Annotated in this window: 11 protein-coding genes; 10 read left to right on the forward strand and 1 reads right to left on the reverse strand. The window is 61.6% G+C overall.

Annotation, left to right across the window (positions count from 1 at the left end; translation table 11 throughout):
* Window positions 1-277 precede the first annotated feature (277 nt).
* From HX817_RS17690 to HX817_RS17720, 7 genes are all read left to right on the forward strand, one after another.
* Complete coding sequence (locus HX817_RS17690) at window positions 278-859, forward strand: alpha/beta hydrolase (protein ID WP_003211820.1); 582 nt, start codon at window positions 278-280, stop codon at window positions 857-859.
* Window positions 860-907: 48 nt separating this feature from the next.
* Entirely contained in the window at window positions 908-1,828 is a 921-nt protein-coding gene (locus HX817_RS17695; protein WP_177040723.1) for a sigma 54-interacting transcriptional regulator, read from the forward strand.
* A gap of 232 nt (window positions 1,829-2,060) precedes the next feature.
* Window positions 2,061-2,843, forward strand: coding sequence for a MetQ/NlpA family ABC transporter substrate-binding protein (locus HX817_RS17700; protein ID WP_063033612.1), 783 nt, complete (start codon window positions 2,061-2,063; stop codon window positions 2,841-2,843).
* A gap of 559 nt (window positions 2,844-3,402) precedes the next feature.
* Entirely contained in the window at window positions 3,403-4,068 is a 666-nt protein-coding gene (locus HX817_RS17705; protein ID WP_003211825.1) for an amino acid ABC transporter permease, read from the forward strand.
* Window positions 4,049-4,708 (forward strand): amino acid ABC transporter permease, encoded by a 660-nt coding sequence (locus tag HX817_RS17710; protein ID WP_008435829.1) that lies wholly within the window; start codon window positions 4,049-4,051, stop codon window positions 4,706-4,708. The genes HX817_RS17705 and HX817_RS17710 overlap by 20 nt, the downstream gene beginning before the upstream one ends.
* Window positions 4,705-5,481 (forward strand): amino acid ABC transporter ATP-binding protein, encoded by a 777-nt coding sequence (locus HX817_RS17715; protein WP_003211829.1) that lies wholly within the window; start codon window positions 4,705-4,707, stop codon window positions 5,479-5,481. Before HX817_RS17710 ends, HX817_RS17715 begins: the two co-directional genes overlap by 4 nt.
* Window positions 5,478-6,353, forward strand: coding sequence for a transporter substrate-binding domain-containing protein (locus HX817_RS17720; RefSeq protein WP_008435828.1), 876 nt, complete (start codon window positions 5,478-5,480; stop codon window positions 6,351-6,353). Before HX817_RS17715 ends, HX817_RS17720 begins: the two co-directional genes overlap by 4 nt.
* A 134-nt stretch (window positions 6,354-6,487) precedes the next feature.
* On the opposite strand, the gene HX817_RS17725 is transcribed toward HX817_RS17720, so the two are convergent.
* Window positions 6,488-7,648 carry an AAA family ATPase gene (locus tag HX817_RS17725; protein WP_177040725.1) on the reverse strand — a complete coding sequence of 387 codons (1,161 nt, stop codon included), beginning with the start codon at window positions 7,646-7,648 and terminating at the stop codon, window positions 6,488-6,490.
* A gap of 122 nt (window positions 7,649-7,770) precedes the next feature.
* On the opposite strand from HX817_RS17725, the gene HX817_RS17730 reads away from it, so the two are divergent.
* Genes HX817_RS17730 through HX817_RS17740 form a run of 3 tightly spaced genes read left to right on the forward strand, consistent with a single transcriptional unit; the run spans window position 7,771 to window position 12,991 of the window.
* Entirely contained in the window at window positions 7,771-8,874 is a 1,104-nt protein-coding gene (locus tag HX817_RS17730) for an efflux RND transporter periplasmic adaptor subunit (protein WP_177040727.1), read from the forward strand.
* The gene (locus HX817_RS17735) at window positions 8,871-9,941 is read left to right on the forward strand and encodes an efflux RND transporter periplasmic adaptor subunit (protein WP_177040729.1); all 1,071 of its coding nucleotides are present in this window, start codon (window positions 8,871-8,873) and stop codon (window positions 9,939-9,941) included. Before HX817_RS17730 ends, HX817_RS17735 begins: the two co-directional genes overlap by 4 nt.
* Entirely contained in the window at window positions 9,938-12,991 is a 3,054-nt protein-coding gene (locus HX817_RS17740; protein WP_087692737.1) for an efflux RND transporter permease subunit, read from the forward strand. Before HX817_RS17735 ends, HX817_RS17740 begins: the two co-directional genes overlap by 4 nt.
* Window positions 12,992-13,077 lie beyond the last annotated feature (86 nt).

The raw sequence follows: 13,077 nt of genomic DNA on the forward strand, positions 1-13,077 counted from the left end.
TTGAAGAGCAAAATCAAAAGCTGAAGCGGGCACGGTTCAAATGTGGGAGCTGGCTTGCCTGCGATGGCATCACCTCGGTGTGTCTGATGTACCGAGTTGTCTGCATCGCAGGCAAGCCAGCTCCCACAGAAAAGCAGCTCTGCTTTCGCTCTGGTTTTTGATTTGGCTTTTAACACTCGATTTTTGGTTATTAATAAATAGCTTCTTATTCCTTAACGAATATATACCCCGTGCCTATACTGACCCACAACGTTAAACGCTGCAGGAGGGCACACCCATGCACAGCGAGTCGATTCGTTATCTGATCGTGCCGGGCTGGCAAGGATCGCCAGAAGATCATTGGCAAAGTCATTGGCAGAACAGCCTGCCCAACAGCGCGCGCGTGGAGCAGGCCGACTGGCTCACCCCACGCCGCGAAGACTGGGTGGCCGCCCTGGCCGAAGCCATCGCCGCCGACAGCACCCCGGTGATTCTGATCGCCCACAGCCTGGGCTGCATCACCGTCGCCCATTGGGCGGCCACCGCACCGGTGCAATTCCTGCGTCAGGTACGCGGCGCCCTGCTGGTGGCCCCGGCCGATGTCGAACGCCCTGCCTGCGCACCCGCCCTGCGTAACTTTGCGCCAATCCCCAGCCACCTGTTGCCCTTCCCAAGCCAGGTCGTCAGCTCCGACAACGACAGCGCCGTCAGCGCCACCCGCGCCCTGGAACTGGCACGTAACTGGGGCGCCGAAGCGGGAATTCTCGCGGGCGCCGGGCACATCAACGTGAAGTCCGGCCATCAACGCTGGGAACAGGGTTTCGCCTACCTCTATCGCCTGCAAAATCGCCTGGAACATCACTCCCGGCGCCGTGCATAAAATTTTTTAAACGCCCCTTCCCCTTCGTGGATGGGGCGGGAGCCTGCCATGAGCCTGCATGAAACCTTCGGTCAGCCCCTGCTGACCTTCCCCGACGCCGAAAAAAGCCCCCTGAGCATTCGTGCCAAGGCGCTGGTGTTTGTCGACCCGCGTTCGCGGCAACTGCGTGAAGACCTCGAAAACCTCGCCCCCCGTGCCTTGCCCGTGTTGATCCGCGGCGAAACCGGCAGCGGCAAGGAGTTGCTCGCCCGGCATATCCACCGTGGCAGCGACCGCACCGGCCTGTTTGTCTCGGTGAATTGCGGCGCCATCAGCCCGACATACGCCGACGCCGAACTGTTCGGCTACGCCGCAGGCAGCCACAGCGGCGCAGCCAGCAGCCGCGCCGGCTGGTTTGGCTCGGCCAACGGCGGCACGTTGTACCTGGATGAAATCGGCGACTTGCCGCTGCCAATCCAGGTCAAGCTGCTGGCGGCGCTGGAAAACCACGAAGTCACTCGCGTCGGCGCCCATCAGCCAAGCCCGGTGGATGTGCGGCTGGTGGCGGCCACCAGCATCGACCTCGCCCAGGCCGTGGCGGCCGGCAAGTTTCATGAGCGCCTGTTCCATTACCTCAGCGAAGGCCAACTGGAGCTGCCCGCACTGCGCGAGCGGGTGGGCGACATCCTGTCACTGGCCGAATATTTCCTCGGCATCTACAGCCAGCGCCTCGACCTGCCGGTGCCGCTGATCAGCGACGAAGCCCAGCGCGTGCTGGAGCATCACAGCTGGCCGGGCAACACCCGGGAGTTGGAGAACGTGATTCACTTTGCCTTGCTGGTCAGCAGTGGCGACGAGATTTTGCCTGAGCATTTGAACCTGCCCGTGGCGGGTTCGCCTGTGGAGCAGGTGCGGCGAATTCTTGGCCACGCCAGCGCCGCCGAGGTTGAAGCCCTGAAAAGCTATCTGAAAGAACACGTTGTTTTGTAGGAGCCCGGCTTGCCGGCGATGGCGTCCTCAGGAGCATCGCAAGGCTCAAGACCACCATCGCCGGCAAGACGGGCTCCTGCATGAACAAAATGGAATATCAAAGTGAATAAAAAGTATTGTTCTGGAATAAAAAACCTCGGTATTGTCCGCTCCACGCCGCGATAGCACTTCGCTGGCATCCACTAAAAAAGCGGCCGTCCCAGACGACCCGGATTTTCGATAAGGACACTGCATGAAAAAGGTTCTGTTGTTTACCGCACTGGCGGCTGCCCTGACTGCAAGCTTCGCCCAGGCCAACGAGAAACTGGTGGTAGCCGCTACCCCGATCCCGCACGCCGAGATCCTTGAGCTGGTCAAGCCGACCCTGGCCAAAGAAGGCGTGGACCTGGAAATCAAAGTCTTCACCGACTACGTACAACCGAACGTACAGGTGGCCGAGAAGCGTCTGGACGCCAACTACTTCCAGACCCTGCCGTACCTGGAAAACTTCAACAAGGGTAAAGGCACCAACCTGGTCACCGTGGTCGGTGTGCACGTTGAACCCTTCGGCGGCTACTCGAAAAAAATCAAAAACATCTCTGAGCTCAAAGATGGCGCCACCGTGGCCATCCCGAACGAAGGCAGCAACTCCGGCCGTGCCCTGCTGCTGCTGCAAAAGGCTGGCGTGATCACTCTGAAAGACCCGACCAACGCCCTGGCCACGCCGAAAGACATCGCCAGCAACCCGAAAAACCTGAAATTCAAAGAGCTGGAATCGGCGCTGCTGCCACGCGTCCTGGACCAGGTTGACCTGGACCTGATCAACACCAACTACGCCCTGGAAGCCGGCCTGAACCCGGCCAAGGACGCGTTGATCATCGAAGACGCCAAGTCGCCGTACGTGAACTTCCTGGTTGCCCGCCCGGACAACAAGGACAGCGACGCGATCCAGAAGCTGGCCAAAGCCCTGACCAGCCCTGAAGTGAAAGCTTTCATCGAGAAGAAATACAACGGCGCGGTCGTGCCGGCGTTCTGATCGAACCCAAAAACCTCCTTCAAGGTTTAAACGCCGACGGCTTCTACAGCGTCGGCGTTTTTTATGGCTGGAACACAATCGAAATGTGGGAGCGGGCTTGCTCGCGAATGCGGTGGGTCAGCCAACACATCTGCTGACTGATACACCGCATTCGCGAGCAAGCCCGCTCCCACATTTGGGACTGTGTCAGCTCAGATATTTCGACTGTTAATGGCCCTGCGTAGCGCCACCAGCCACTTTACCAGTTCCTGCGGATCAATCGGTTTTGCCTCGTTCATCGCTCACTCCCTCGCTGTTGGTTGGCCGTCAGTCTGGCCACGCGCTGCCTATCCCTGAAGTGCAGCTCCGATAAAAAGACCCTTCCTACTTCCCCGGGAACAGTAGCTGTCATCCATCTGCACCGCGAATCCGCAGGTTATCTATTTGGGTGATATCAATATGCTATTTCGGTATTTAAATTTTGCTTTTTATACCTTTAAAGTCGGCGCTACCCGGCGTTACCCACGCTGGACCGGACCGCACCAACGCCGCTTTACCCCTGCGGCGTCAGGGATTTCAGATGACCTTCGATTACGCATTTATCCTCAGCACGCTGCCGGCGTTTCTCAAGGCCGTGGGCGTTACCCTGCAAGTCGGCCTGATCGCCATTGGCACCTCCATGCTGGTGGCCTTGATCAACGCCGCGCTGCTGGTGTTTCGCACGCCGTACGTGTGGCGCCTGGTGGCGCTGTACGTGGAGTTGGCGCGCAACACACCGCTGCTGATCCAACTGTTTTTCGTCTATTTCGCGTTGCCGGCCCTGGGGCTGAATATCTCCGGGTTCTGGGCGGCAATCATCACCATGACCTTTCTCGGCGGCGCCTACCTCACGGAAGTGTTGCGCGCCGGTGTCGAGGCGGTGCCACTGGCACAGATCGAATCGGGCAAGTCCATCGGGCTGTCCCACTGGCAACTGCTGCGCCATGTGATCCTGCCCCAGGCCGGGATCCTCAGCCTGCCGGCGCTGTTTGCGAACTTTATTTTCCTGCTCAAGGAAACCACGATCGTGTCGGCGGTGGCGGTGCCGGAGATTCTCTACACCACCAAAAGCTATATCGCCCTCTACTACAAAACCTACGAAATGCTCGCGGTGCTCACGTTGATCTGCGTGCTGTTATTCCTGCCGCTGTCGCTGCTGCTCAGCCGCCTTGAAAGGAGGCTCCAGCATGGCCAGTTCGGGTCTTGAATTACTCTGGGTGTCCTTGCCGCAACTGGGCAAGGGCGCGGCGCAAACCCTGTCGATCTCGTTCTTGAGCATCGCCTTCAGCACCGTCGGCGGCGTGGTGTATGGCGTACTGCGCACGTTGAATTCGAAAGCGATCAACCTGGTGCTGCGGATTTACCTGGAGCTGTTCCGTGCCATTCCGGTGTTGGTGTGGTTGTACTTGCTGTTCTTCGGCCTGCCGATTTTCTTTGGCCTGAGCATTCCGAGCTTCTGGTGCGCCGTGCTGGTGTTGTCGCTGTGGGGTGCCAGTGAAGTCGGCGAAGTGGTGCGCGGTGCGTTGCATTCGTTGCCCCGTGGCCAGCGTGAAGCCGGCCTGTCGATTGGCCTGTCGGACCCGCAACTGTACGGCTACGTGCTGTTGCCCCAGGCCCTGAAACGCATGACCCCGCCGACCATCAATGTCTACACCCGCATTATCAAGACCAGCTCCCTGGCGGTGCTGATCGGTGTGGTGGACGTGATCAAGGTCGGCCAGCAAATCATCGAGCGCACCTACGAGTCGGTGTTGATCTACGGCGCGCTGTTCCTGTTTTTCTTCTTTATCTGCTACCCGTTGTCGGCCGCCTCCAAGGTGCTGGAACGGCGCTGGGCCCAAGCATGAGCGCATTGATCGAGTTCCAGGGTTTCAACAAGTTTTTCGGCGACCAGCAGGTGCTCGACGGCATCGACCTGAGTGTGCAAAGCGGCGAAGTGGTGGTGATCCTCGGCCCCAGCGGTTGCGGCAAAAGCACCTTGCTGCGGTGCCTCAATGGCCTGGAAGTGGCCCACAGCGGTAGCCTGCGTTTTGCCGGCAAGGAGCTGCTGGACAAGGCCACCGACTGGCGCCAGGTGCGCCAGGACGTGGGCATGGTGTTCCAGAGTTATCACCTGTTCCCGCACATGAGCGTGCTCGACAACCTCCTGCTCGGCCCGCTGAAAGTGCAAAAACGCGAACCCCGCGAAGCCCGGGCCCAGGCTGAAAAACTGCTGGAACGGGTGGGCCTCTCGGACAAGCGTGACGCCTACCCGCGCCAGCTCTCGGGCGGCCAGCAGCAACGCATCGCCATCGTCCGCTCGTTGTGCATGAACCCGCAGGTCATGCTGTTTGACGAAGTCACCGCCGCCCTCGACCCGGAGATGGTCAAGGAAGTACTGGAAGTGATCCAGGGCCTGGCCCGGGACGGCATGACGCTGCTGATCGTCACCCATGAAATGGCCTTCGCCCGCGCCGTCGCCGACCGCGTGGTGTTCATGGAGGCCGGCCGCATCCTCGAACAAAACACCCCCGAGGCATTCTTTACGAACCCGCAAACCGCACGCGCGCAGCAGTTCCTGGAGAAGTTCTCCTTCGTTTCAACACTGCCCAAAAGAACCAAGGAACTGGAGCTGTCATGAAAACTGCCAAGTTGTTATTCCCCCTGTTCGGCCTCGCTTTGCTGGCCGGCTGCAATAAGTCCGAAGAGCCCGCCAAGACGGCTGCCGCTGCCACCCCGGCACCCGCTGCAGTGAGCTACATCGACAAGATCAAGGCGCGGGACAAGCTGATCGTCGGCGTATTCACCGACAAGCCGCCGTTTGGTTTCGTGGATGAGTCCGGCCGCTATGTCGGCTTCGATACCGACATCGGCCGCCGTTTCGCCAAGGACCTGCTGGGGGACGAGAACAAGGTTGAATTCGTCGCCGTAGAGCCGGCGAGCCGCATTCCGTTCCTGCAAAGCGACAAGGTCGACCTGATCCTCGCCAACATGACGGTGACGCCGGAGCGCAAGGAAGCGGTGGACTTCACCAACCCGAACCTGAAAGTCGCGGTGCAGGCCCTGGTGCCGCAGGACAGCTCGGTGAAGAGCCTGGACGACCTGGCGACCCGCACCACCATCGTCACCACCGGCACTACCGCGGATATCTGGCTGACCAAGAACCACCCGGACTGGAAACTGCTGAAGTTCGAGAAAAACTCCGAGTCGCTGCAAGCGTTGTCGGCGGGCCGTGGTGATGCCTATGCCCAGGACAACCTGGTGTTGTTCAGCTGGGCCAAGCAGAACCCGGGCTATCGCGTGCTGGAGCAGAAACTGGGGGATGAAGCGCCGATTGCGCCGGCGGTGAAGAAGGGCAACATCGAATTGCGGGATTGGGTGAATGCCGAGCTGGCGAAGTTGGGCGAAGAGAAGTATTTGCTCAAGCTGTATGACCAGTATGTTCGCAAGGAACTGAGCGATGACACCAAGCCTGAGAGTGTGATTGTTGAAGGCGGGAAGTGGCAGGGTTGATCAGCTAGCTGTTGGGTGACTGATCTACCGTCTTCGCGAGCAAGCCCGCTCCCACATTCGACCGAGTTCCACCTTTGGAATGCGGACAAATGTGGGAGCGGGCTTGCTCGCGAAGAGGCCCTCACAGGCACCGCCTAACTGGGCCAATGCCACGCCGGCTCATCCAGCACCCGCTGCCCCACCACCTGCGTCTGCCCCATCACCTTCTCCAGCACGATCGAATTACACCCTTCATCCTGCTGCAACGCCGCAATCAAGCGGCTGGCATGGGACACCACCCACACCTGACACTGCTGCGACACCTGGATGATCAGGCGCGCCAACGCCGGCAAAAGGTCCGGGTGCAAGCTGGTTTCCGGTTCGTTCAATACCATCATCGTCGGTGGCCTCGGCGTCAGCAGCGCCGCCACCAGCAGCAAGTAGCGCAAGGTCCCGTCCGACAGCTCCGCCGCCGATAACGGCCGCAGCAACCCTTCCTGATAAAACTCGATGGCAAAACGTCCGCCCTGCAACGGCTCGATATTCAACCGTGCGCCCGGAAACGCATCGCTGATCGCCCGCTGCAACGCCTCGGGGTCGCCGATCTCGCGGATGGTCTGCAACGCCGCCGCCAAGTCCCGCCCATCGTGATGCAGCACCGGCGTACGCGTGCCCAGTTGCGGCTGGCGCACCGGGGCGTCGACGTCGCTGCGAAAATGATCATAAAAGCGCCAGCCGCGAATGCTTTCGCGCAGCAGCAATACCTCCGGCGAACCCCGCAGGCTGCCGACCTGATCGAACAGGCTGTGGTAGTTCGGCGTGTGCTGGGCCAGTACATCCCAGGCGCGGCCATCGCGGGCACGTACCATCGGGCCGGAGCGCTGCACCAGCAGGCTCGCCGGGCGAAATACATGCCCGGCCCAGATGCATTCTTTCTTGATCTCCGGGTCCAGGGAAAAATAGGACAAGGTTTTCTCGGGCAACCCCAGGGAAATCGCATAGCTGAAATCCTCTGCGGCAAACCCCAAGCGCAAGCGCTTGGCGCCCTGGCGCACGATGGGCTCCACTGCCATTTCACCACTGAGCATGCGCCGGCTGATGCTTTCCGGCCCGGCCCAGAAGGTTGAATCCAGCCCACCCTCGCGGGCCAGTGCGTTGATCACGCCGCCCTGGGCCGTCTCCGCCAGCAGCCGCAGGGCGCGGTACAGGTTGGACTTGCCGCTGCCATTGGGGCCGGTAATCAGGTTCAACCGATCCAGCGGCACCACCAATTTGTTGATCGAGCGGTAATTGGCCACCGCGAGGGTCTTGAGCATGAGAAAAATTATCGGTTTGGGAACCCCTGGAGTATGGGATTCTCCATGCAGATAAGGAACCCTGTTCTAAGCTCACAGTCGCATAGACACTGGCACGTCGGCATCACGCAAAAGGAGCCTGCATGGGCGGTCACAAACTCACATTTATCCTCGGCCTTGGCCTGCTGGCGCTGCTGAGCGGTTGCGGCCAGGAAAAAGCCGAACCCAAGGAACATTCCCGGGTGTTTGTGCAGACGGTGAAGTCCACCGACTTTGCCGCTGCCGTGACCTTGACCGGCGATATCCAGGCCCGGGTGCAGACCGATCTGTCGTTCCGCGTCGGCGGCAAGATCATCCAGCGCATGGTGGATGTCGGCGACCGCGTCAGCGCCAAGCAGGTGCTGGCCAAGCTCGATCCGAAAGATTTGCAGACCAATGTCGACTCCGCCCAGGCCCAGGTGGTCGCCGAGCAGGCGCGGGTCAAACAGACCGCCGCCGCGTTTGTGCGCCAGGAAAAACTCTTGCCCAAGGGCTACACCAGCCGCAGCGAATACGACTCTGCCCAGGCCGCGTTGCGCAGCAGCCAGAGCGCGCTGACCGCCGCCCAGGCGCAGTTGGCCAATGCCCGCGAGCAGTTGGGCTACACCTCGCTGGTCGCCGACGCGCCGGGCATCATCACCGCCCGCCAGGCCGAGGTGGGCCAGGTGGTGCAGGCCACCGTGCCGATTTTCAGCCTGGCCCGGGATGGCGAGCGCGACGCGGTGTTCAACGTCTATGAATCGCTGCTGGTGGAGCCGCCGCCGGACAAACCGATTACCGTCAGCCTGCTGGAAAACCCGCAGATCACCGCCGTGGGCAAGGTGCGCGAAGTCACCCCGGCCGTTGCCGCCAATACCGGCACGGTGCAAGTCAAAATCGCCCTCGACGCGCTGCCCAAGGGCATGCAACTGGGCTCGGTGGTCAGCGCCACCGCCAACGGGCCGGCCAAGGCCAGCATCGAATTGCCGTGGGCTGCCTTGACCAAAGACATCAGTGCGCCGGCTGTCTGGCTGGTGGACGACGACGGCAAGGCGCAACTGCACAAGGTCACGGTCGCGCGTTATCTCACCGGCAAGGTGATCATCAGCGACGGCCTCAAGGGTGGCGAAAAAGTCGTGGTGGCCGGCGGGCAATTGCTGCACCCCGGCATGATCGTGGAAGTCGCCCAGCCGCCGGATCAGGCCCAGGCCCAGGGAGTGCAGCCATGAAGCAGTTGACGTGTGTGCTCGCCGCCAGCTTGCTGTTGATGGCATGTTCCAAGGAAGAACCGGCGCCGGATCCGGTGCGCCCGGTGCTGTCGATTGAAGTGAAAGCCGAGGACCAGGAAAACCTCGGCCGCTTCGCCGGCACGATCCAGGCCCGCTACGAAAGCAATCTCGGTTTCCGTGTGCCAGGCCGTATCGCCCGGCGCGCGGTCGACGTGGGCGCTGAAGTGCAGCAGGGCGCGTTGTTGGCCGTGCTCGACCCCACCGATCAACAGAACCAGTTGCGCGCCGCCCAAGGCGACCTGGCCCGGGTCCAGGCACAGTGGATCAACGCCCAGGCCAATGCCCGCCGCCAGCAGGAATTGTTCAACCGTGGCGTCGGCGCCCAGGCCCAACTGGACATCGCCCAGACCGACTTGAAAACCACCCAGGCTTCCCTGGATCAGGCCAGGGCCTCGGTCAACCAGGCCAAGGACCAGCTCAACTACGCCGAACTGCGCACCGACCATGCAGGCATCGTCACCGCCTGGAATGCCGAGGCCGGCCAGGTGGTCAGCGCCGGGCAGCAAGTGGTGACCCTGGCACGACCGGACATCAAGGAAGCCGTCATCGACTTGCCCGCCGGCCTCGCCGAGCGCCTGCCGCCGGATGTGGTGTTCCTGGTCGCCGGGCAAATGGACCCGAACATCAGCACGACTGCCACCGTGCGCGAGATCGAACCCCAGGCCCAAAGCGCCACCCGCACCCGTCGCGCCCGCCTGACCCTGGCGGAAACACCGCCCGCGTTCCGCCTTGGCACCGCCATCAGCGTGACCCTGAGTTCAGCCATCGCGCCGCGTATCGAATTGCCCCTCAGCGCCTTGCAGGAAGCCGACGGCAAGACCCGCATCTGGGTCATCGACACCCAAAGCCAGACCGTACAGCCCCGTGACGTCAGCATCGTCAGCCGTGACGCCGACAGCGCCTTGCTCAACGCCGGCGTCAAACCCGGCGAGCGGGTGGTGAGTGCCGGCGTGAACAGCCTGAAGCCCGGGCAAAAAGTCAAAATCGACGAGGACAGCCCGCGATGAAAGGGAGCTTCAACTTATCCGACTGGGCCCTCAAGCATCAGTCCTTCGTCTGGTACCTGATGTTCGTCGCGCTGCTGATGGGCGTGTTCTCGTACATGAACCTCGGTCGCGAGGAAGACCCGTCGTTCACCATCAAGACCATGGTGATCCAGACCCGCTGGCCGGGTGCGACCCAGGAAGAGACCCTGAAGCAGGTCACCGACCGCATCGAGAAAAAACTCGAAGAGCTGGACTCCCTCGACTACGTGAAGAGCTACACCCGGCCCGGCGAGTCCACGGTGTTCGTGTTCCTGCGGGACACCACCAGCGCCAAGGACATCCCGCAGATCTGGTACCAGGTCCGCAAGAAGATCGACGATATTCGCGGCAGCTTCCCCCAAGGCTTGCAGGGGCCGGCGTTCAACGACGAGTTCGGGGATGTGTTCGGCTCGGTGTACGCGTTTACCGCCGACGGCCTGTCGATGCGCCAGCTGCGCGATTACGTGGAGCAAGTGCGCGCCGAAATTCGTTCGGTACCGGGGCTGGGCAAGGTCGAGATGATCGGCCAGCAGGACGAAGTGATTTACCTGAATTTCTCCACTCGCAAACTCGCAGCGCTGGGGATCGATCAGCGCCAGGTGGTGCAGAGCCTGCAATCGCAGAACGCCGTGACCCCGGCTGGGGTGATCGAGGCCGGGCCGGAGCGGATTTCGGTGCGCACCTCCGGGCAGTTCGCCTCGGAGAAGGACCTGGCCAACGTCAACCTGCGGCTCAATGACCGTTTCTATCGGCTGGCCGACGTGGCGGAAATCACCCGTGGCTATGTCGACCCGTCGACGCCGATGTTCCGCTTCAACGGCAAGCCCGCCATCGGCTTGGCCATCGCCATGCAGAAGGGCGGCAACATCCAGGATTTCGGCAAGGCCCTGCACAAACGCATGGACGATCTGACCGCCGACCTGCCAGTGGGTGTGGGCGTGCACAAGGTTTCCGACCAGGCCGAAGTGGTGGAGGAGGCCGTTGGCGGCTTTACCAGCGCGTTGTTCGAGGCGGTGATCATCGTGCTGGTGGTGAGCTTTATCAGCCTTGGCGTGCGTGCCGGGTTGGTGGTGGCGTGCTCGATCCCGCTGGTGCTGGCGCTGGTGTTCGTGTTCATGGAATACAGCGGCATCACCATGCAGCGGGTGTCGCTGGGCGCGTTGATCATCGCCCTCGGCCTGTTGGTGGACGACGCGATGATCACCGTGGAGATGATGATCACGCGCCTGGAAAAAGGCGAGACCAAGGAGCAGGCGGCGACGTTCGCCTACACCTCCACCGCGTTCCCGATGTTGACCGGCACGCTGGTGACCGTCGCCGGGTTTGTGCCGATTGGCCTCAACGCCAGTTCGGCGGGGGAGTACACCTTCACGCTGTTCGCGGTGATTGCCGTGGCAATGCTGGTGTCGTGGGTGGTCGCGGTATTGTTCGCGCCGGTGCTGGGCGTGCACATCCTCAGCAGCAAGGTAAAACCCCACAATGCCGAGCCCGGCCGTGTGGGCCGGGCGTTCAATGGCGGCATGCTCTGGGCCATGCGTAACCGCTGGTGGGCCATTGGCATTACCGTGCTGCTGTTTGTAGCGTCGGTGTTTTCCATGCAGTTTGTGCAGAACCAGTTTTTCCCGTCCTCGGACCGTCCGGAAATTCTCGTCGACCTAAACCTGCCGCAAAACGCCTCGATCAACGAGACCCGCAAGGCCGTCGACCGTCTTGAGGCGATCATCAAGGACGACCCGGACATCGCCCGCTGGAGCACCTATATCGGCCAGGGCGCGATCCGTTTCTACCTGCCGCTGGACCAGCAACTGGAGAACCCGTACTACGCGCAACTGGTGATCGTCAGCAAGGGCCTGGAAGAGCGCGGCGCCTTGATTGCGCGCCTGCAAAAACGCCTGCGGGAAGATTTTGTCGGCGTGGGCAGCTTCGTGCAGCCACTGGAAATGGGCCCGCCGGTGGGGCGTCCGATCCAGTACCGGGTGTCTGGCAAGGACATCGACCAGGTGCGCAAACACGCGATCGAGCTGGCGACCATGCTCGATAAAAACACCCACATGGGCGAAATCATCTACGACTGGAACGAGCCGGGCAAAGTCCTGCGGGTGGACATCGCCCAGGACAAGGCGCGGCAACTGGGGCTGTCGTCGGAAGACGTGGCGCAGTTGATGAACAGCGTGGTCAGCGGTGCGTCGGTGACCCAGGTGCATGACGATATCTACCTGATCAACGTGGTCGGCCGCGCCGAAGATGCCGAACGCGGTACGCCGGAAACCTTGCAGAACCTGCAGATCGTCACGCCCAACGGCACCTCGATTCCGCTGCTGGCGTTCGCCACCGTGCGTTATGAGCTGGAACAGCCGTTGGTATGGCGTCGCGACCGCAAGCCGACCATCACCATCAAGGCGGCGGTGCGCGACGACATGCAGCCGACCGACCTGGTGAAACAGCTCAAGCCGGACATCGACAAGTTCAGTGCTGGGTTGCCGGTGGGCTACAAGGTCGCCACCGGCGGCACCGTGGAAGAAAGCGGCAAGGCCCAGGGCCCGATTGCCAAGGTAGTGCCGTTGATGCTGTTCCTGATGGCGACCTTCCTGATGATCCAGCTGCACAGCGTGCAGAAGATGTTCCTGGTGGCCAGCGTGGCGCCGCTGGGGCTGATTGGCGTGGTGTTGGCGCTGATTCCCACGGGCACGCCCATGGGCTTTGTGGCGATTCTCGGGATCCTTGCGCTGATCGGCATCATCATCCGTAACTCGGTGATCCTGGTGACGCAGATCGACGCCTACGAGCGCGACGGCTACACGCCGTGGGACGCGGTGGTGGAAGCTACCGAACACCGGCGCCGGCCGATCCTGCTGACCGCAGCAGCGGCCAGCCTGGGCATGATCCCTATCGCCCGTGAAGTGTTCTGGGGCCCGATGGCCTACGCGATGATCGGCGGGATCATCATCGCCACCTTGCTCACGCTGCTGTTCCTGCCGGCGCTGTACGTGGCCTGGTACAAGATTCGCGAGCCGAAGAAAGAACAAGCCTGACGGCCACAGCGGTGACATTCCTACACGGACGTGGGAATGTTCCCTGAAACATTTTTTTGCCCTTCGCACCCGATCAATTGTTTTAC

Origin of the sequence: Pseudomonas sp. C6002 (assembly GCF_013385805.1) — a bacterium.
Taxonomy (GTDB): domain Bacteria; phylum Pseudomonadota; class Gammaproteobacteria; order Pseudomonadales; family Pseudomonadaceae; genus Aquipseudomonas.